We start from the raw sequence: 17,273 nt of genomic DNA, 5'->3' as shown, positions 1-17,273 counted from the left end.
TCCCACTATTGTGCTGAACTGTGCCTCGCCCATTGGGAGAACTCGAAGACGCGGTCATGACGCGGGTGTGGAAGTGGAACCGCCCGGTGACCGTTCGAGAAGTTCTGGAAGATCTTCAACAGGAACGGTCCATCGCCTACACCACGGTGATGACCGTTTTGGACAATCTCCACCAGAAGGGCTGGGTGCGCCGCGAGGCGGAAGGCCGGGCCTATCGATATGAGGCCGTCTCCACCCGGGCCGCCTACGCCGCAGCCCTGATGAACGATGCCTGGTCACAGAGCGACAACCCCGCCGCCGCCCTCGTCGCCTTCTTCGGCATGATGAGCGAGGAACAGCGCCAGGCCCTGCGGGACGCGGCACGCATCGTAGGCATCCCGGAATCCCCCGAACCCGAAGCGCCGCCCCGCAGCCACCCTGCCGAGCGGGCCGAGCCCGTCAAGAGCGCCGAACGAGCCGAACGAGCCGAACGCGCCGAACCGACCCAAGCCGAACCCCCGAATACCCGCCCGGATACCCACGGCGAGAACCCCACCGACAACGCACCCGACAACGCACCCGACAACCCCGCCCGCACTCCCACGGACAACCCCGCCGAGAACCCAGCCCGCACTCCCACGGACAACCCCGCCGAGAACCCAGCCCGCACTCCCACGGACAACCCCGCCGAGAACCCAGCCCGCACTCCCACGGACAACCCCGCCGAGAACCCCGCCCGCACTCCCACGGACAACCCCGCCGAGAACCCAGCCCGCACTCCCACGGACAACCCCGCCGAGAACCCAGCCCGCACTCCCACGGACAACCCCGCCGACAACCCCGGCTCCGCCCCGGAGGCCCCCGGGCGATAGCGTCCGCTCATGTCCGCAGCGACCCCCTCCGCCGAGAACCCCGAAGTCACCGCTAAAGCCATCACTGTCCGCCGGGCCCGGACCAGCGATGTCCCCGCCGTCCGTCGACTGCTGGACGCCTACGTCCGCGACGGCATCCTGCTCGACAAAGCGACGGTGACGCTTTACGAGGACATCCAGGAGTTCTGGGTCGCGGAACGTGACGACAACGCCGAGGTCGTCGGCTGCGGCGCACTGCACGTGATGTGGGAAGACCTCGCGGAAGTCCGCACTCTCGCCGTGAAGCCCGGCCTCAAGGGCGCCGGCGTCGGCCATCAGTTGCTGGAGAAGTTGCTGCAGACCGCACGCTGGCTGGGTGTTCGCCGGGTTTTCTGTCTGACCTTCGAAGTCGACTTCTTCGGCAGGCACGGCTTCGTGGAGATCGGTGAGACACCGGTCGACACCGATGTCTACGCGGAGCTGCTGCGTTCCTATGACGAGGGCGTCGCGGAGTTCCTGGGTCTCGAACGAGTGAAACCGAACACCTTGGGTAACAGCCGGATGCTTCTGCATCTGTGATCGGGGGTGCCCGAGTATTCCGCCCGAGCCCGCTGCCCAGGTTCCCTATGTCCGAAACGCGCATGTTTCCGGGCGGGGACCCGTCTGTCGGCCTCTCCCGGGGGTTTGTGTTTTTCCGGCAAAAGCGGTTTGCTTTCCGACGTACTGCAGTACTGCATATAACAGGGGGCGGCGAAACGGCGGACGCCGCAGACCCCCGGCCCTCAACGTTATCGATGAAAGGAAATCCGGTGGCACAGAAGGTTCAGGTCCTTCTTGTCGACGACCTCGACGGCGGCGAGGCGGACGAGACGGTGACGTTCGCGCTGGACGGCAAGACGTACGAGATCGATCTCACGACCGCCAATGCGGACAAGTTGCGCAGCCTTCTTGAGCCCTATGTGAAGGGCGGTCGGCGTACCGGTGGCCGTGCTTCCGGTGGGCGTGGAAAGGCGCGTGCCGCGTCCGGCGGCAGCCAGGACACCGCTGCGATCCGTGCGTGGGCGAAGGAGAACGGTTACGAGGTCAACGACCGTGGCCGTGTTCCCGCGTCCATTCGTGAGGCCTACGAGAAGGCCAACGCCTGAGCGCACGCGCGTCGCAGCCGGATTCGGTGGCAGTGAGTCGCCACCGTGTCCACCAGCCGTACGAGATCGGGGGCGCCCCCAACGCCCCCCATGGCCGACAACGTCGGCAGCGAGGCCTCGACCTCGCACCCCGGTTCGGGGGGCCGCAGCCACACGGCGGCCCCCTGAAGAGAGCCGCTCTCTGCGGATGCCCAGGCCCAGCCGACCGCGGCATCCCCCGGCGGCATGGGAGCCTCCATCGCCCCGCTCCCGCCATCCTCGCCCGTCCCGCCGATGACCCGCAGATCCAGCGGCAGGCCGCCCCACTCCAGCCAGTCCAGCACTCCCGGCAACTCCTCCGCGCTCCCCGGCGCCACCAGCAGCCGCATCCGGTCACCCTGGACGGCCACCGGAGAGCCCGTCACAAGATGCCGCAGGCCCGCGAGGCCCGCCTCGGCCGGTACGTCCAGGACATCGAAGCGGGCGCCCACCGACAGGTGGAGCGGGGTGCCCGGCACGGTCGGCCAGCCCAGTTCGTGCTCGTACCACCGCCTGACCCGATCGTCCGGATCGAGGGGGCGCCGTGGGAGCGGGACCGAGGGCATTGCGCCAACCATGCCAAGCGCAACCGTCACAACGGCGTTCGAGTTACGCTGGGTGTTCCTGCTGATGCGCAGAGTGGCGAAAGAGGGGGCGTGTGGGGGTACGGGGTGGCGCAAGGTTGTTCGCCCGTAGCGGAGGGAATGGGGGCGCACGGCATGGACTGTCCGTGTCGGCGGGTAAGACATCCCTAGTGAGAGGGGGCGAACCGCAGGGAAGGGCGTCTCACGTTCGCCATCGGCGTACTGATGGTGGGGGTAACTACCTGGCCTGCGGGAACATCGTCTCGCACCATCGGGTTGGAGCAGATGTCGGCGTTAGCGGGGTCAGGAGGCCATCGACGGTGTCGGCAGTTGGAATGAGCGGTCCCCGCTTGCGGGACTAAGCTGCGGAAGGACAGGGAGGGGAAGTTCCCCCCACTGCCTGACCGCTCTGAGGAGCGATTAACGATGTTCGAGAGGTTCACCGACCGCGCGCGGCGGGTTGTCGTCCTGGCTCAGGAAGAAGCCCGGATGCTCAACCACAACTACATCGGCACCGAGCACATCCTCCTGGGCCTGATCCACGAGGGTGAGGGTGTCGCCGCCAAGGCCCTTGAGAGCCTCGGGATTTCGCTCGAGGCGGTCCGCCAGCAGGTGGAGGAGATCATCGGGCAGGGCCAGCAGGCCCCGTCGGGTCACATCCCCTTCACCCCCCGTGCCAAGAAGGTGCTGGAGCTGTCGCTCCGCGAGGCGCTTCAGCTGGGCCACAACTACATCGGCACGGAGCACATCCTGCTCGGCCTGATCCGCGAGGGCGAGGGCGTCGCCGCCCAGGTCCTGGTCAAGCTGGGCGCAGATCTGAACCGCGTGCGGCAGCAGGTGATCCAGCTGCTCTCCGGTTACCAGGGCAAGGAGACCGCCACCGCCGGCGGGCCTGCCGAGGGCACGCCCTCGACGTCCCTGGTCCTCGACCAGTTCGGCCGGAACCTCACCCAGGCCGCTCGGGAGTCCAAGCTCGACCCGGTCATCGGGCGCGAGAAGGAGATCGAGCGGGTCATGCAGGTGCTGTCCCGCCGTACGAAGAACAACCCGGTGCTGATCGGTGAGCCCGGCGTCGGCAAGACCGCCGTCGTCGAGGGCCTCGCCCAGGCCATCGTCAAGGGCGAGGTGCCCGAGACGCTGAAGGACAAGCACCTCTACACGCTGGACCTCGGCGCCCTGGTCGCCGGCTCCCGCTACCGCGGTGACTTCGAGGAGCGCCTGAAGAAGGTGCTCAAGGAGATCCGCACCCGCGGCGACATCATCCTGTTCATCGACGAGCTGCACACGCTGGTCGGTGCGGGTGCCGCCGAGGGCGCCATCGACGCGGCGAGCATCCTGAAGCCGATGCTGGCCCGCGGTGAGCTGCAGACCATCGGTGCGACCACGCTGGACGAGTACCGCAAGCACCTGGAGAAGGACGCGGCCCTGGAGCGCCGCTTCCAGCCGATCCAGGTCGCGGAGCCGTCCCTGCCGCACACGATCGAGATCCTCAAGGGCCTGCGCGACCGGTACGAGGCGCACCACCGCGTCTCGATCACCGACGAGGCGCTGGTCCAGGCCGCCACCCTGGCCGACCGGTACATCTCGGACCGCTTCCTCCCCGACAAGGCGATCGACCTGATCGACGAGGCCGGATCGAGGATGCGTATCCGCCGGATGACCGCGCCGCCGGACCTGCGCGAGTTCGACGAGAAGATCGCCGGTGTCCGCCGGGACAAGGAGTCCGCGATCGACTCGCAGGACTTCGAGAAGGCCGCCTCTCTCCGCGACAAGGAGAAGCAGCTCCTGGCCGCCAAGGCCAAGCGGGAGAAGGAGTGGAAGGCCGGCGACATGGACGTCGTCGCCGAGGTCGACGGCGAGCTGATCGCCGAGGTCCTCGCCACGGCCACCGGCATCCCGGTCTTCAAGCTGACCGAGGAGGAGTCCAGCCGTCTGCTCCGCATGGAGGACGAGCTGCACAAGCGGGTCATCGGCCAGGACGACGCCGTCAAGGCGCTGTCGAAGGCGATCCGCCGTACGCGCGCCGGTCTGAAGGACCCGAAGCGTCCGGGTGGTTCGTTCATCTTCGCGGGCCCGTCCGGTGTCGGTAAGACCGAGCTGTCCAAGGCGCTCGCCGAGTTCCTGTTCGGTGACGAGGACGCGCTGATCTCCCTCGACATGTCGGAGTTCAGCGAGAAGCACACGGTGTCGCGTCTGTTCGGTTCGCCCCCCGGCTACGTGGGCTACGAGGAGGGCGGCCAGCTGACGGAGAAGGTGCGCCGCAAGCCGTTCTCGGTCGTCCTCTTCGACGAGGTCGAGAAGGCCCACCCGGACATCTTCAACTCGCTGCTGCAGATCCTGGAGGACGGTCGTCTGACCGACTCCCAGGGCCGGGTCGTGGACTTCAAGAACACGGTCATCATCATGACGACCAACCTCGGCACCCGGGACATCTCCAAGGGCTTCAACCTCGGCTTCGCCGCCGCGGGCGACACGAAGACCAACTACGAGCGCATGAAGAACAAGGTCTCGGACGAGCTCAAGCAGCACTTCCGGCCCGAGTTCCTCAACCGCGTCGACGACGTGGTGGTCTTCCCGCAGCTGACCCAGGCCGACATCCTGCGGATCGTCGACCTGATGATCAGCAAGGTGGACGAGCGGCTGAAGGACCGGGACATGGGCATCGAGCTCTCCCAGTCCGCGAAGGAGCTGCTGTCCCAGAAGGGTTACGACCCCGTGCTGGGCGCCCGGCCGCTGCGCCGGACCATCCAGCGCGAGATCGAGGACTCCCTGTCGGAGAAGATCCTCTTCGGCGAGCTGCGCCCCGGCCACATCGTGGTCGTGGACACCGAGGGCGAGGGCGAGACCAAGACCTTCACCTTCCGCGGTGAGGAGAAGTCGGCCCTGCCGGACGTCCCGCCGATCGAGCAGGCGGCCGGTGGAGCGGGTCCGAACCTGAGCAAGGACGCGTAGCCGCTGCGCTCGGCTTGAACAGCTCAGCTTGAACAAAGGGGCTGCCCCGGGACCAGGTCCCGGGGCAGCCCCTTTTGCTGATGGCCTGATCGGCTCAGGACAACTGCCCGTCGTAGTCCGGCAGCTTGTACGTCTTCTCGGCGTGGCCGCCCGACAGGTCGGTGGTGTTGTTGCCGATGTTGGCGATGATCGTGTAGCCCTTGGACTCGATGTTCACGCGCTGGGCCGTCTTGTAGGCGGCGACGTCCTTGAAGAGGTCGAAGAAGCCGCGGAGGTAGAGGCCGTCGACCTCGTAGCCGACCTTCTCCAGGTTGTACTCGGTGGGCGCGTGGATGATGCCCGGGCGGGCGGTGACGAAGAAGATGTCGACGCCGCGCTGCTGGGCGTACTCGGCGACCTCCAGGACCGGCTTGTTGGCGGGCTGCGGGTAGCTGAAGCCGAAGTCGGTCTCCAGGGTGGTGTTGTCGATGTCGAAGACGATCGCCTGCTTCTCGCCCGGCTCGGCCTGGGCGATCCGCTGCTTCAGGTACGGCAGCGCCTGGTCCATCACGGCCTGGCAGTCCTTCTGCCAGGTGTCGTAGTCGACGTCCGCGGCGGCGGAGGTGGTGGCCGCGGTGCTCGCGGTGGCCGTGGCGGTGCTGGTCGCGGCCTCGGCGGGGGCGGCGATGGCCACGAGGGCGGCCGCGGCGACGGCGGTTGCGGCGGTGCGGCTCGCCCAGGGGCGTCGTCTCGTCATCTGGGGTCCCTTCACGTCCGTACGGGTCCGTACGGTGACCGGCATGTCGTGTGCATGTTCGTGCGTGAGGGTGGCGCGAGAGGAACCGTAGGGTTACTGGAGGGTAGGTGCATAGAGGCGTGCGTCACATCGGGGCGCGCGTCCTCTTGGTCACGGGCGGGACCGGGAGCAGGGTCCTCCGAAAGGCCCTCGACGACCCCCCAGTTGAACCGCCTGGTCGGGAACCGGTACCAGGTCCAGGCGAGTTGGGCGCGGACGGGCAGGGCGGCGTCCGTGCCGATGACCGACGCGATGCCACCAACTCCCGCAGCAGTCCGCCCGTTCCCGCGGCCGGGCATGCGCCACCGCCATCCGGATCACATCCGCCCACTGCTCGTCCGCCGCGCCCCGCACCAGCAGCCCGAAGTCCCCGTCCTCCACCGCCGCTGTCGCGCCCAGGTGGCCCTGGAAGGGGCGGTGGACGAACTCCACGGTGCCGAGGGACGGGTCGCGCAGCAGGCCGCTGCGGACCAGCAGGTGCCGGAGGATCGACGGGGCGGGGCCGTGGCAAGCCGCGGCGGGGGGAAGGGGAGGACCTCGGCGATGAGGCGTTCGGCCCGCTCGCGGTCCACCTCCGAATGGTTGTTGGGGATCAGCCGCTGGGCAAGCCGCTGGAGCAGCTGGAACTGGGGGAGTTCGGTGAGGTGGACGCCGTCGGGGAGGCCGAAGGGGATGCGGCCGCCGCGCTCGCCGCGGGGCGCGGCGACCGCCAGCCACTGGACCAGCGATCGGAGGAGTCGACTCGGCTGCCGATGACCGACGGCTCCACCCGGCCTTCCCCTGACCCCTGTTGGCAGGAAGCGGCAGCGTAGCGTCGGTCACATTCCGGGGCGGTTGGATCTTGCCCGCCGGTGATATGCCGCACAGGCGATTTGTCCGGTACTAGCCGGAATAGTGGAAAGGCCGCTTCGGGCAAAAACGGACTTTTTTCTCGTAACTCAGGTGTCGGATTCGCCGACTTAGGCGGAATAAGCCTGGATGGGGCCTCTGTCAAGACTCCTGGAGTTTTGTGGTGAGCTACTAGATTCCATCGTAGATCACATGTTTTGGGCTTTATGGGTCCGCCGGGTACCAAGGGATGGCCCACCCGGCAGGCGCCTTTCGCGCCGAGTGGTTTCTCTGTCCCCGCCCCCATGAGGTTCCGCATGTCCACGCGTGTCACGTCCCGTTCTTCCCGTACGTTCCAGCTCCGCACCCGCGCGGCCGTGCTGGCTGCCGGTCTCGGCGCCTCGGTCGTGCTGGGGACCGGGGTCGCGGCCGCCGCCAACAGCACCACGGCCACTGCCACGACCGCCACCACCGGTGTCGCGCAGGCCGTCGAGGCGCAGGCCGCGGCTCAGGCCAAGGCGGCCGAGGTCGCCGCGGCCAAGAAGGCGAATGCCAAGGTGGTTGCCAAGTCGGCCGCCGCCAAGAAGGCCGCCTCCTGGGTCAGCCCGGTGAAGGGCTACCGGCTCAGCGCCAGCTACGCCCAGGCCGGCGGTATGTGGCAGTCCACCCACAGCGGGCAGGACTTCGCCGTGGCCACCGGCACCAAGGTCGTGGCCGCGCACGGCGGTACGGTCGTCAAGGCCGGCGGCAACGGCGCCGGTGACGGCCCCGCGTACGGCAACGCCGTCGTCATCAAGCACGGCAACGGGACCTTCTCGCAGTACGCCCACCTGTCCCGCGTCGACGTGAAGGTCGGCCAGGTCGTCGCGACCGGCCAGCGCATCGCCCTGTCCGGCAACACCGGCAACTCCAGCGGTCCGCACCTGCACTTCGAGATCCGCACCACCGCCAACTACGGCACCGCGATAGACCCGGTCGCCTTCCTGCGGACCAAGGGCGTCAGGCTCTGAGGGAGTGTGACCTAGCTCGCACCCTTGTGCGCCTGCGTCACCATGTCGACGGCGACTTCGAGGATGGCCTCGCGCTTGTCCTCGGGGTCGCCTTCGAGTTCCTGCATCACGAAGACCATCCCGGCGTGCAGCGTGAAGATGGCGCTCACGCAGCGGACCTGGTCGGCCAGGGTGGCGTCCCGGTCGATGATGATGTGGCGCAGGCCCTTCATCCGTTCCTTGAACAGGTCGCCGATGCGCAACTCCCGTACCGTCGCCTGGTTCTCGTGCATGAAGCGGAACAACGGCGCGGCGTCGGCGAGGTGTTCGCTGTAGCGCCGTACGATCTGCTGCTTCGTCTCCAGGGTGTGCGGCTGACGGCGGCCCCACTCGATCAACTCGTCGATCGGCTGCATCAGGTCGTCGAAGATGCTGACCAGGATCTCTTCCTTGGTCTTGAAGTGGTAGTAGAGCGCCGCCTTGGTGACATTCAGGTGTTCGGCGATCTCGCGCAGGGATGTCTTCTCGTAGCCCTGTTCGGCGAAGAGGTCCAGGGCCACGTCCTGGATGCGCCGACGGGTGTCCCCGCGTCGTCGCTGCTTGGTGCCGTCCATCGTGCCGCCTGTCCGTCCTCGTGCTTCCTGGCAACTGCCTGGCAAAGAAAAACTTACTTGACGCCCGGCTAGTTCGCGAGCTACGTTCGCGCTGGAACTAGCCGGGCGGCAAGTAAGTTGGGGGAGCGGTGCAAGACGGGAAGCAGCCGAGGAGCGTGCGGGTCGTCCTGCTCGCCCTGATGATCGCGATGATGCTCGCGATGCTCGACAACATGATCATCGGCACGGCGATGCCGACGATCGTCGGCGATCTGGGCGGTCTGGAACACCTGTCGTGGGTGGTGACGTCGTACACCCTGGCGACCGCGGCCTCCACCCCGATCTGGGGCAAGCTCGGCGACCTGTACGGGCGCAAGGGCGTCTTCCTCAGCTCGATCGTGCTCTTCCTCATCGGCTCCGTGCTCAGCGGCATGGCTCAGGACATGGGGCAGCTGATCGCGTTCCGGGCCGTGCAGGGACTGGGCGCCGGCGGGCTGATGGTCGGCGTGATGGCGATCATCGGTGACCTGATACCGCCCCGGGAGCGCGGCAGGTACCAGGGCATGATGGCCGGTGTCATGGCGCTGGCGATGATCGGCGGCCCGCTGGTCGGCGGCACCATCACCGACCACTGGGGCTGGCGCTGGACCTTCTACATCAACCTGCCGCTCGGCGCCATCGCGCTGGTCGCCATCAGCGCCGTACTGCATCTGCCGAAGAAGCGCTCCGAAGCCCGGATCGACTACCTGGGCGCCGCGCTGCTGACCGTCGGCATCACCGCCATCGTGCTGGTCACCACCTGGGGTGGTACGGAGTACGCCTGGACCTCCGCGGTGATCATGGAGCTGATCGGGATCGGTGTCGCCGCGCTGGTCGGGTTCGTGTTCTGGCAGGCCCGCGCCGCCGAGCCGATCCTGCCGCTGCACATCTTCCGCAGCCTCAACTTCACGCTGATGTCCGTGATCGGATTCATCGTCGGCTTCGTGATGTTCGGCGCGACCCTGTTCCTGCCGCTGTACCAGCAGTCGGTGCAGGGCGCCTCCGCGACCAACTCCGGGCTGCTGCTCCTGCCGATGCTCGGCGCGATGCTCGTCACGTCGATGGTGGCCGGACGGGTGACCACGCAGACCGGGCGGTACAAGGTGTTCCCGCTGCTGGGCGGTGCGCTGCTGGTCGTCGGGCTGTATCTGCTGTCCCTGATGGACACGGAGACCTCGCGGCTGACCTCCGGTGTGTACATGGCGGTGGTCGGGCTCGGCATGGGCTGCCTGATGCAGATCACCATGCTGGTCGCGCAGAACAGTGTGGAGATGAAGGACATGGGCGTCGCGTCCTCCTCCACCACCCTCTTCCGCACCCTCGGCTCCTCCTTCGGCGTCGCGATCATGGGCGCGCTCTTCAACCACCGGGTCCAGGACGTCATGGCCGAGCGGGCCGGCGCGCTGGGCTCGAAGGTGACCGAACAGTCCGCCCAGCTGGACGCCGCGAGCCTGGCCAAGCTGCCGGCGGCGGCCCGGGAGGCGTACCAGCACGCGGTGTCCGCGGGGACGCACGGGGCGTTTCTGCTGGGCGCGGCGGTGGCCGTGGTGGCGCTGGTCGCGGCGGTGTTCGTGAAGGAGGTGCCGCTGAAGGGGGCGGCGCCGAAGACGGAGGAGGCGGCTGCGGCTCCGGCGCAGGTGAGCGAGGCGGTCTGAGCCGGGCGGACGCAAGGCGCCGAGGCCGATGTCAGTGCCCCGTGTCACGATCGGGCGCATGGACAAGATGCGCCGGCTGCGGCTGGCGAAGGACGCGATGGACCGCGACTGGGCCGACCCCGCACTCGACCTGGACGCGGTCGCCGCACACGCCGGGTACTCGCGGTACCACTTCGTCCGCGCCTTCAAGGAGGCATACGGCGAGACACCCGGCCAGTACCTCACGCACCGCCGGATCGAGCGGGCGGAGGAACTGCTGCGCGCCGCCGACCTCACCGTCACGGAGATCTGCCACCTGGTCGGCTTCAGCAGCCTCGGCACCTTCTCGACCCGCTTCAAGGCGCGCACCGGTCTGACGCCCAGCGAGTACCGGACGAAGCACGTCGGCAGCGGGGCGGCCCTGATACCCGGGTGCTACGCGATGCTGTGGGCCGGCGGTTTCCCACGGCGCGCGCTCCCCGATCAGGACCGCAATTCTGGAGAAGCGCCCTGAGCCGTGCCCTGCCTACGGTGACGAACACAAGCCGTTACCCGACGCAGGAGAGCAGAGCCATGATCACCGGCCTGGGCATCACCACCGTGTGGACCTTCGACCAGCAGCGCACCAAGGCCTTCTTCACCGAGAAGCTCGGCTTCGAGGTGCGCAGCGAGGTCCCGATGGGCGACATGCGGTGGGTCACCGTCGGCGCCAAGGAGCAGCCGGACGTGGAGCTGGCCCTGATGAGCCTGGACGGGCCCGGTCTCGACGCCGAGTCCTCCGAGGCGCTGAAGAAGCTGGTCAGCAAGGGGGTCATCGGCGCGGGCGCGTTCCGTACGGACGACTGCCGGGGTGACTACGAGACGTTCCGGGCGCGCGGGGTGGAGTTCCTGCAGGAGCCGCAGGAGCGGCCGTACGGGGTGGAGGCGATCTTCCGCGACGACAACGGCAACTGGTACTCGCTGACGGAGCGCAGCGAGGAGCTGGACTTCTCGAAGGACTTCGGCGTCTGAGCCGACCCCTGTCGTGGACCAGCCACGACCTGCCACGACCAGTCACGGCGTGCCACGAGCAGCCTTCAGACGATCGGCGGCCGATCGCGGCTTCCCGCGGAGCGCTCAGTCGGCCGGCATCGGATAACTCCCCGTGTTCGTCGGCGCGTGTTCCGGCAGCCACAGGACGGCGACCGCGCCCTCGGCCGGTCTGTGGTCGGCGGCCCCCGGTGGGCGGACGTTGCGGAAGGTCAGGCGGGCGCCCAGCACCCTCGCCTGACCGGCCGCGATGGTCAGGCCCAGGCCGTGACCGACCCCGGCGCGGTCCTTGCTGCCGGTACGGAACCGGCTCGGGCCCTCGGCCAGCAGGTCCTCGGGGAAGCCCGGCCCATGGTCGCGGACGCGGATGACCCGGCCCTCGACGGTGACCTCTATGGGCGGCCTGCCGTGCCGGGCGGCGTTGGCGAGCAGATTGAACAGCACGCGTTCCAGGCGGCGCGGATCGGTCGTCACCTCCGACTCGTGCACCACCTGCACGCCGATCTCCGCGTCCTTCGCCGCCACCCGCCGGGCGACGAACTCGCCCAGCATGATGTCCTGCAGCTCGGCCCGCTCGGAGGCCCCGTCGAGGCGGGCCACCTCCAGCACGTCCTCGACGAGCGTGCGCATGGCCTTCGCCCGGTCCAGCACCAGCTCGGTCGGGCGGCCCGGCGGCAGCAGCTCGGCGGCGGTCAGCAGCCCCGTCACCGGCGTGCGCAGCTCGTGCGCGATGTCGGCGGTGACCCGGCGCTCCGCCTCCAGCCGCTGCTGAAGCGTGTCCGCCATCGCGTCCACGGCCCGCGCGAGGTCGTCGGTCTCGTCCCGCACGACCCCGCCGATGGCCTCGCGCACCCGCACGTCCGGCTCGCCCCTGGCGACCTGGTTCGCGGCGGACGCCGCCTTGCGCAGCCGGCGCGACAGCTGCCCGCCGATGAGCACGCCGAGCGCGCTGCCGCCGAGAACCACCGCGATGGAGCCGATGACCAGGGCCTGGTCGAGGTCCTTGAGGATGTCCGTGCTGCGGTCGGTGAACCCGGTGTGCAGGGACAGCACACGCCCGTCCTTGAGCGGCACGGCCGCCCAGATGCCCGGCCCGCCACCGGGCCGGTCGGTCACGTAGGTCGCCCGCCGCCCGGCCTCGACCTTCGCCCGCAGCGCGGACGGCAGGTCCGGGTCGTCGATCTTGATGTCGGGGAAGTTGGGCCGCCCGGACAGCTCGTAGTTGCGCTGGGCGATCCGCACCCGCTCGTCGGCGAGGTCGCGGGCGTTGTCCAGCATCGAGACCCGGGCGGCGTTGTGCACGACCAGGCTGAGCACGATCGCGACCAGCGCGCCGACCAGCGTGATCGCCGCGCTGAGCTTCCACTTGAGTCCCGTACGGATACCCGTACACCGCACACGCGCCCCGACCAGGCGTCGGGTGATCCCCCGCATCGACGTGTCCCGCCCCGCCTCAGGGCTTCAGCTTGTAGCCGAAGCCGCGGACCGTCTCGATCCGGTCCTGACCGATCTTCGTACGCAGCCGCTGCACATGGACGTCGACGACGCGGGTGTCCCCGCCCCAGCCGTAGTCCCACACGCGCTCCAGCAGCTTGTCCCGGGACAGCACCGTGCCCGGCGCGGAGGAGAACTCCAGCAGCAGCCGCATCTCGGTCGGTGTGAGCGCCACCGGGCGGCCGGCCTTGCGCACCTCCATGCCCTCGGTGTCGACCTCCAGATCCCCGAAGGTCAGCACCCCGCCGCCGGCCGAGGAGTCCGCCCCCTCCGGCCGACCCGCCGCGCCGCCACTCGCGTGCCCGAACCGGCGCAGCACCGCCCGGATCCGGGCGACCAGCACGGCACCGTCGAACGGCTTGGTCACGTAGTCGTCGGCGCCCGCCTCCAGGCCGAGGACCACGTCGATCGAGTCGGCCCGCGCCGACAGCATGATCACTGGCACGGTCGACTCGTCGCGGATACGGCGGCACAGACTGACCCCGTCGAGGCCCGGCACCATGACGTCCAGCAGAGCGATGTCCGGCCGGTTCGCCCGGAACGCCTCCAGCCCCGACAGGCCGTCGGGCATCGCGGTGACCGCGAAGCCGTCCCGCTCCAGGGCGAGCTGGGTGGCCTCGCGGATGACGTCGTCGTCCTCGACGAACAGGACGTGGGTCTGGTCTGCCATCCGTGCTCTCAGTCCGTATCCGTTGGGGTCCGTTGGGTCGGTGCTCGGTCAGTTGCTCTCGGGCGCCACGGTCGGCTCGGCCCCGACGACCGTGCTGTAGTCGTTGCGCGTGCGGTACTCCTCGGTGAAGCGTCCCGCGCTCCAGCGGTACGTGATCACGTTCTCGCCGGACGGGCTGGACACCGGGTCGCCCTTCTCGTACACCTGTTTGGTGATCACCAGGTCACCGCGGTCTATCTCGGCATAGACCGGCGGCTCTTCCGCCTTGAAGACATTCTGGTAGGAACCGCCCTCCTCGCGATACACGTACGAGCCGATGCCGACGACGTCGCTGCAGGTCACGACGTTGACGACGACGTCCTCGACATCCCCGCCGGTCAGATCGCCGTACGACAGGTCGACCGGGTACTCGTCGGCGACGCACGGCTTCAGGTCGCGTTTGACCGCCGCCGAGACATGCGGATCCGACAGCAGCAGCCTGACCGCCGCGGCCCGGGACAGCGTCCTGGACTCGGGCACCGCGGAGGCGTGGGCGGCCGGAGTCGTCGCCGTGTCCGCCACCGAGTCGTCGTGCGCCGGACCCTCGTCCCGGGCACCGGTGCCGCCCGTGGCACAGGCGGACAGTAAAAGGCTCAGGGCGGTGAGCACGGTCACCGCCGTGATCACCGCCTGCAAGGTGCCTCGGGCCGGGGTGGGCCCGGGGCCGGTGTCGACACCGGCCCTGCCGGTCAGGCCGCGCAACGCTCCCGCTCCTCACGCTCCAGCGCGCGTGCGTCCAGATCGCGGGCCTCCAGCTCCTCCCGGAGCCGGGCGAGCGCCCGGTGCAGCGTGCTCTTGACCGTTCCGGCCGACATGCCGAGGGCTGCGGCCGTCTCCTCCGTGGACATCTGTTCCCAGTGTCGCAGCACGACCACACTGCGCTGCTTGGGGGCCAGCACCCTCATGACGTCCATCAGCAGGGCACGGTCCGCGTGCTGCTCCGAGGAGTCGTCCACGCATGCCTCCGGGAGCTGCTCGGTGGGCACCTCCTCCAGCTTGCGGGCCCGCCACCACTCGGTCCGCGTGTTGATCATGACCCGGCGCAGATAGGCGTCCGCCAGTCGCTTGTCGGCTATGCCGTCCCAGCGGCCGTACGTCCGGGCCAGTGCCGTCTGGAGCAGGTCCTGGGCGTCGACCGGGTCCGGGACCAGCCGACGGGCGCTGCGCAACAGCGCGTCCTGCCGGGTGCGGACGTACTCCTCGAACTCGAGCACTTCGCCCACGCCACCCTGCTCCATGATCAACCGCCTCCATCCCCGTTTTTCTGTCCCTGCGCCCCACTGCCGGGCGCAGAAATGAAGCTACGGAGGCGTTGTCACGGGGCTGTCCGAAGCAGCCTGCGGCGAACGCTCGGCTGTCCGTCAGTTGTGTAACGGAAGTAGGAAATGGTTAAAAGTGCAGCTCAGATGGGGTTGGTTTGGGGTGATTTGGGGGCCGGAAGGGGTGGCCTGCGCTGGGACGCGACGGTGCGCCCGGGCTGTGATCCTTCTGTACGTCAGCTCAGCGGCAGCCGGTACAAGCCGCCCGGCAGCGGCTCCACCAGACCGTCGGAGACCAGGCCGTCCAGGGCGCGGGCGCGCTGGACCGGCTCGTGCCACACCCGGTCGAGGAGCGCCTGCGGGACGGGTGCGTGCGCCTCGCGCAGCACGGCGAGCAGCTTGCCGCGCACCTGACGGTCCGTACCGGCGTACGTCTGCCCGCGCCGCGGCGGACCCTCGTGCTCCGGCTTGCCCGCCAGCCGCCAGGCGCACTGCGCGGCGATCGGGCAGCGGTGGCAGCCCTCGTTCTTGGCCGTGCACACCAGCGCGCCCAGTTCCATCGAGGCGGCGGCCCAGCGGGCGGCGATCCGCTCGTCGTCCGGGAGCAGGGCCCGCGCCAGCCTGCGCTCGGCGGCCGTCGTCGCGTTCGGCGGGTACTGCACGCCGGTGACCGCGCGGGCGAACACCCGGCGGACGTTGGTGTCGAGCACGGCATGCCGCTGTCCGTAGGCGAACGACGCCACGGCCGCCGCCGTGTACTCGCCGATGCCGGGCAGCGCGAGGAGCTGGGCGTGGTCGGTGGGTACGTCGCCGCCGTGCCGTTCCGTTATGGCGACGGCGGCGCCGTGCAGGCGCAGGGCGCGGCGCGGGTAGCCGAGTCGGCCCCAGGCGCGGACGGCCTCGCCGGGGGCCTCCTTGGCGAGGTCGGCGGGGCGGGGCCAGCGGGCCAGCCACTGCTCGTAGACGGGCAGCACGCGGTTGACCGGGGTCTGCTGGAGCATGAACTCGCTGACCATCACGCCCCACGCGCCGGCCTCCGGCCGCCGCCAGGGCAGGTCGCGCGCGTGCTCGTCGAACCAGGAGATGACGGGGGAGTGGAGGTGCTCTCCGCGGATCTCTCCGCGCGGGGAGCCGGGGAGGGCCTCGGTGGGGCTGGCCTGCGGGGGCTTTGTGGGAGCAGTCATGGCAGTTCCGATCCTGCCATGTCGGGGCGGATCGACCGTGCTGCTGCGGAGCGTTTCGCGGGGCGGCAGACCACGGCCGAAGGTGCGAACGGCGCGGCCCCGCGGGCTCGCCGCTGTGCCCGGCGCACCCAACTGTCGTAGCTCCGCAGGACGTTTCCGGGATGATGATCCGTAAAAGTTGTGGCTCCGGGCGGCGGGTGGGGCCAGTGACGGCACCGATCTCTCGTACAGTTTGCGCCGTGGGATCTCTGCGCAATCCGGTCGGGCCGCTTCCCTCCTCCATCTACTGGCGACGGAGGGTCGTCCTGCTGTCCGTGGTCGCCCTGCTGGCCCTGCTGATCACCTGGGTCGTGACGTCCGGCGGCGGCGGAAGCGGCACTGGCGCGAACGGCTCCGACGGCAAGAATCCCGCGCCCTCCATCACGCCGGGGCCGTCCGGTTCCGGGCCCGCGATCTCCGAAGCGCCGGGCGGGCGCGACGAGTCGGGCGACGAGGACTCCGGCGGGACCGGTGCCGGGGACGGGTCCGGCGACGGCACGGGCGACAGTTCCGGTGCGGGTTCGGGCGACGCCGGTGGGTCCGACGCCTCGGGCGGGGCTGGTTCCGGCGGTACGGCTGAGGGTGCCTCCGGCGGTGGTGTCGGTACGGGCGACACGCTGCCGGCCGGGTCCTCGCTGCCCACGTGCACCGCGAACGCGGTGACGTTGACCCTGCGCAGCGTGCGCAACGCGTACTCGCCCGACGAGACGCCCGCGTTCCGGCTGACCGCGAAGAACACCTCCGGCAGTGACTGCAAGGTCGACCTCGGGCCGCGGAGTGCGGTGCTGACGGTGACTCAGGCGGGGAGCGACGACACGTACTGGTCGTCGGCCGACTGTCCCCAGGGTGCCGGGAGCCTGCTGTACCGGGTGCCGGCGGGGAGCAGCATCACGTACACCGTGCAGTGGGACCGCAAGCCGAGCGCCCCGGAGTGCGGGACGCCTCCGGCGGGGGTGGCCGGGGCGGGGACGTATCTGCTGGAGGGGAAGACGGCGGGGTTCGGGACGTTGCGGACGTCGTTCGTGCTGGACGCGGACTAGCCGTTCCGCGGGCAGGGCGGGTGCGTGGTGGTCGTGTGCGGCGCCGTTGTGGCTGGTCGCGCCCACGCGGCGGAGCCGCATATCGATGCAGCCCCGCGCCCCTTTGGGCGCTGCCCAGCCGTCGGCTGCTAG

The 17,273-nt window shown here is 69.5% G+C and carries 17 protein-coding genes and 1 pseudogene; 10 read left to right on the top strand and 8 right to left on the bottom strand.

Annotated features, from left to right (window positions below; genetic code table 11):
• Nucleotides 1–20: 20 nt before the first annotated feature.
• The 3 genes and pseudogenes from KWI83_RS09745 to KWI83_RS09735 form a co-directional block, all read left to right on the top strand.
• Nucleotides 21–393: pseudogene (locus KWI83_RS09745) on the top strand (BlaI/MecI/CopY family transcriptional regulator); the annotation flags it as partial.
• A gap of 467 nt (nucleotides 394–860) precedes the next feature.
• Nucleotides 861–1,409: an amino-acid N-acetyltransferase gene (locus tag KWI83_RS09740; RefSeq protein WP_218513920.1), complete on the top strand. Its 549-nt coding sequence runs from the start codon at nucleotides 861–863 to the stop codon at nucleotides 1,407–1,409.
• 230 nt (nucleotides 1,410–1,639) lie between these two features.
• Nucleotides 1,640–1,975 carry an Lsr2 family protein gene (locus tag KWI83_RS09735; RefSeq protein WP_218513919.1) on the top strand — a complete coding sequence of 112 codons (336 nt, stop codon included), beginning with the start codon at nucleotides 1,640–1,642 and terminating at the stop codon, nucleotides 1,973–1,975.
• On the opposite strand, the gene KWI83_RS09730 is transcribed toward KWI83_RS09735, so the two are convergent.
• Complete coding sequence (locus KWI83_RS09730; RefSeq protein ID WP_218513918.1) at nucleotides 1,954–2,559, bottom strand: SCO3374 family protein; 606 nt, start codon at nucleotides 2,557–2,559, stop codon at nucleotides 1,954–1,956. The genes KWI83_RS09735 and KWI83_RS09730 overlap by 22 nt on opposite strands.
• A gap of 444 nt (nucleotides 2,560–3,003) precedes the next feature.
• Between KWI83_RS09730 and KWI83_RS09725 the strand changes: the two genes are divergently transcribed.
• A complete protein-coding gene (locus KWI83_RS09725) occupies nucleotides 3,004–5,529 on the top strand; it encodes an ATP-dependent Clp protease ATP-binding subunit (protein WP_218513917.1) in 2,526 nt (841 codons plus the stop codon).
• Between the two features lie 94 nt (nucleotides 5,530–5,623).
• Here the strand turns inward: KWI83_RS09725 and KWI83_RS09720 are convergent, their stop codons facing one another.
• Nucleotides 5,624–6,265, bottom strand: a complete 642-nt coding sequence (locus tag KWI83_RS09720) for an HAD family acid phosphatase (RefSeq protein ID WP_218513916.1) — start codon at nucleotides 6,263–6,265, stop codon at nucleotides 5,624–5,626.
• Between the two features lie 617 nt (nucleotides 6,266–6,882).
• On the opposite strand from KWI83_RS09720, the gene KWI83_RS09715 reads away from it, so the two are divergent.
• Nucleotides 6,883–7,116 (top strand): hypothetical protein, encoded by a 234-nt coding sequence (locus KWI83_RS09715; RefSeq protein WP_218513915.1) that lies wholly within the window; start codon nucleotides 6,883–6,885, stop codon nucleotides 7,114–7,116.
• Nucleotides 7,117–7,449: 333 nt separating this feature from the next.
• Entirely contained in the window at nucleotides 7,450–8,142 is a 693-nt protein-coding gene (locus KWI83_RS09710; RefSeq protein ID WP_218513914.1) for a M23 family metallopeptidase, read from the top strand.
• Nucleotides 8,143–8,153: 11 nt separating this feature from the next.
• Here KWI83_RS09710 and KWI83_RS09705 read toward each other — a convergent pair whose 3' ends face one another.
• On the bottom strand, nucleotides 8,154–8,735 hold the full coding sequence (locus KWI83_RS09705) for a TetR/AcrR family transcriptional regulator (RefSeq protein WP_218513913.1): 582 nt from the start codon (nucleotides 8,733–8,735) through the stop codon (nucleotides 8,154–8,156).
• 128 nt (nucleotides 8,736–8,863) lie between these two features.
• Between KWI83_RS09705 and KWI83_RS09700 the strand changes: the two genes are divergently transcribed.
• The 3 genes from KWI83_RS09700 to KWI83_RS09690 are packed head-to-tail and all read left to right on the top strand — an operon-like array spanning nucleotide 8,864 to nucleotide 11,398.
• Nucleotides 8,864–10,408 (top strand): MDR family MFS transporter, encoded by a 1,545-nt coding sequence (locus tag KWI83_RS09700; protein WP_218513912.1) that lies wholly within the window; start codon nucleotides 8,864–8,866, stop codon nucleotides 10,406–10,408.
• 58 nt (nucleotides 10,409–10,466) lie between these two features.
• Entirely contained in the window at nucleotides 10,467–10,901 is a 435-nt protein-coding gene (locus tag KWI83_RS09695; protein ID WP_256362037.1) for a helix-turn-helix transcriptional regulator, read from the top strand.
• A 59-nt stretch (nucleotides 10,902–10,960) separates the two neighbouring features.
• Complete coding sequence (locus KWI83_RS09690; RefSeq protein WP_218513911.1) at nucleotides 10,961–11,398, top strand: VOC family protein; 438 nt, start codon at nucleotides 10,961–10,963, stop codon at nucleotides 11,396–11,398.
• 105 nt (nucleotides 11,399–11,503) lie between these two features.
• Here KWI83_RS09690 and cseC read toward each other — a convergent pair whose 3' ends face one another.
• The 5 genes from cseC to KWI83_RS09665 form a co-directional block, all read right to left on the bottom strand.
• On the bottom strand, nucleotides 11,504–12,850 hold the full coding sequence (cseC, locus tag KWI83_RS09685) for a two-component system sensor histidine kinase CseC (RefSeq protein WP_218513910.1): 1,347 nt from the start codon (nucleotides 12,848–12,850) through the stop codon (nucleotides 11,504–11,506).
• A gap of 19 nt (nucleotides 12,851–12,869) precedes the next feature.
• Nucleotides 12,870–13,580, bottom strand: a complete 711-nt coding sequence (gene cseB / locus KWI83_RS09680) for a two-component system response regulator CseB (RefSeq protein ID WP_218513909.1) — start codon at nucleotides 13,578–13,580, stop codon at nucleotides 12,870–12,872.
• A gap of 48 nt (nucleotides 13,581–13,628) precedes the next feature.
• Nucleotides 13,629–14,321, bottom strand: coding sequence for a hypothetical protein (locus tag KWI83_RS09675; protein ID WP_218513908.1), 693 nt, complete (start codon nucleotides 14,319–14,321; stop codon nucleotides 13,629–13,631).
• Nucleotides 14,309–14,857 (bottom strand): SigE family RNA polymerase sigma factor, encoded by a 549-nt coding sequence (locus tag KWI83_RS09670; RefSeq protein ID WP_218513907.1) that lies wholly within the window; start codon nucleotides 14,855–14,857, stop codon nucleotides 14,309–14,311. Before KWI83_RS09670 ends, KWI83_RS09675 begins: the two co-directional genes overlap by 13 nt.
• Before the next feature lie 257 nt (nucleotides 14,858–15,114).
• Nucleotides 15,115–16,062, bottom strand: a complete 948-nt coding sequence (locus KWI83_RS09665; RefSeq protein ID WP_218513906.1) for an A/G-specific adenine glycosylase — start codon at nucleotides 16,060–16,062, stop codon at nucleotides 15,115–15,117.
• Between the two features lie 239 nt (nucleotides 16,063–16,301).
• On the opposite strand from KWI83_RS09665, the gene KWI83_RS09660 reads away from it, so the two are divergent.
• The gene (locus KWI83_RS09660; RefSeq protein WP_218513905.1) at nucleotides 16,302–17,141 is read left to right on the top strand and encodes a hypothetical protein; all 840 of its coding nucleotides are present in this window, start codon (nucleotides 16,302–16,304) and stop codon (nucleotides 17,139–17,141) included.
• The last annotated feature ends 132 nt before the right edge of the window (nucleotides 17,142–17,273 follow it).

This window comes from Streptomyces sp. TRM70350, assembly GCF_019219825.1.
Lineage (GTDB): Bacteria > Actinomycetota > Actinomycetes > Streptomycetales > Streptomycetaceae > Streptomyces.
The sequence above is the reverse complement of the archived record's forward strand: the minus strand, read 5'-3'. Positions and strand labels throughout refer to the sequence as shown.

What these genes read in the sequence shown, in the direction of transcription:
- KWI83_RS09695 (WP_256362037.1), top strand. Translation starts at nt 10,467, where the DNA reads ATGGACAAGATGCGCCGGCTGCGGCTGGCGAAGGACGCGATGGACCGC.
- KWI83_RS09705 (WP_218513913.1), bottom strand. Translation starts at nt 8,735, where the DNA reads ATGGACGGCACCAAGCAGCGACGACGCGGGGACACCCGTCGGCGCATC.
- KWI83_RS09690 (WP_218513911.1), top strand. Translation starts at nt 10,961, where the DNA reads ATGATCACCGGCCTGGGCATCACCACCGTGTGGACCTTCGACCAGCAG.
- KWI83_RS09715 (WP_218513915.1), top strand. Translation starts at nt 6,883, where the DNA reads ATGGTTGTTGGGGATCAGCCGCTGGGCAAGCCGCTGGAGCAGCTGGAA.
- KWI83_RS09730 (WP_218513918.1), bottom strand. Translation starts at nt 2,559, where the DNA reads ATGCCCTCGGTCCCGCTCCCACGGCGCCCCCTCGATCCGGACGATCGG.
- KWI83_RS09725 (WP_218513917.1), top strand. Translation starts at nt 3,004, where the DNA reads ATGTTCGAGAGGTTCACCGACCGCGCGCGGCGGGTTGTCGTCCTGGCT.
- KWI83_RS09665 (WP_218513906.1), bottom strand. Translation starts at nt 16,062, where the DNA reads ATGACTGCTCCCACAAAGCCCCCGCAGGCCAGCCCCACCGAGGCCCTC.
- KWI83_RS09710 (WP_218513914.1), top strand. Translation starts at nt 7,450, where the DNA reads ATGTCCACGCGTGTCACGTCCCGTTCTTCCCGTACGTTCCAGCTCCGC.
- cseC (WP_218513910.1), bottom strand. Translation starts at nt 12,850, where the DNA reads ATGCGGGGGATCACCCGACGCCTGGTCGGGGCGCGTGTGCGGTGTACG.
- KWI83_RS09720 (WP_218513916.1), bottom strand. Translation starts at nt 6,265, where the DNA reads ATGACGAGACGACGCCCCTGGGCGAGCCGCACCGCCGCAACCGCCGTC.
- cseB (WP_218513909.1), bottom strand. Translation starts at nt 13,580, where the DNA reads ATGGCAGACCAGACCCACGTCCTGTTCGTCGAGGACGACGACGTCATC.
- KWI83_RS09670 (WP_218513907.1), bottom strand. Translation starts at nt 14,857, where the DNA reads ATGGAGCAGGGTGGCGTGGGCGAAGTGCTCGAGTTCGAGGAGTACGTC.
- KWI83_RS09740 (WP_218513920.1), top strand. Translation starts at nt 861, where the DNA reads ATGTCCGCAGCGACCCCCTCCGCCGAGAACCCCGAAGTCACCGCTAAA.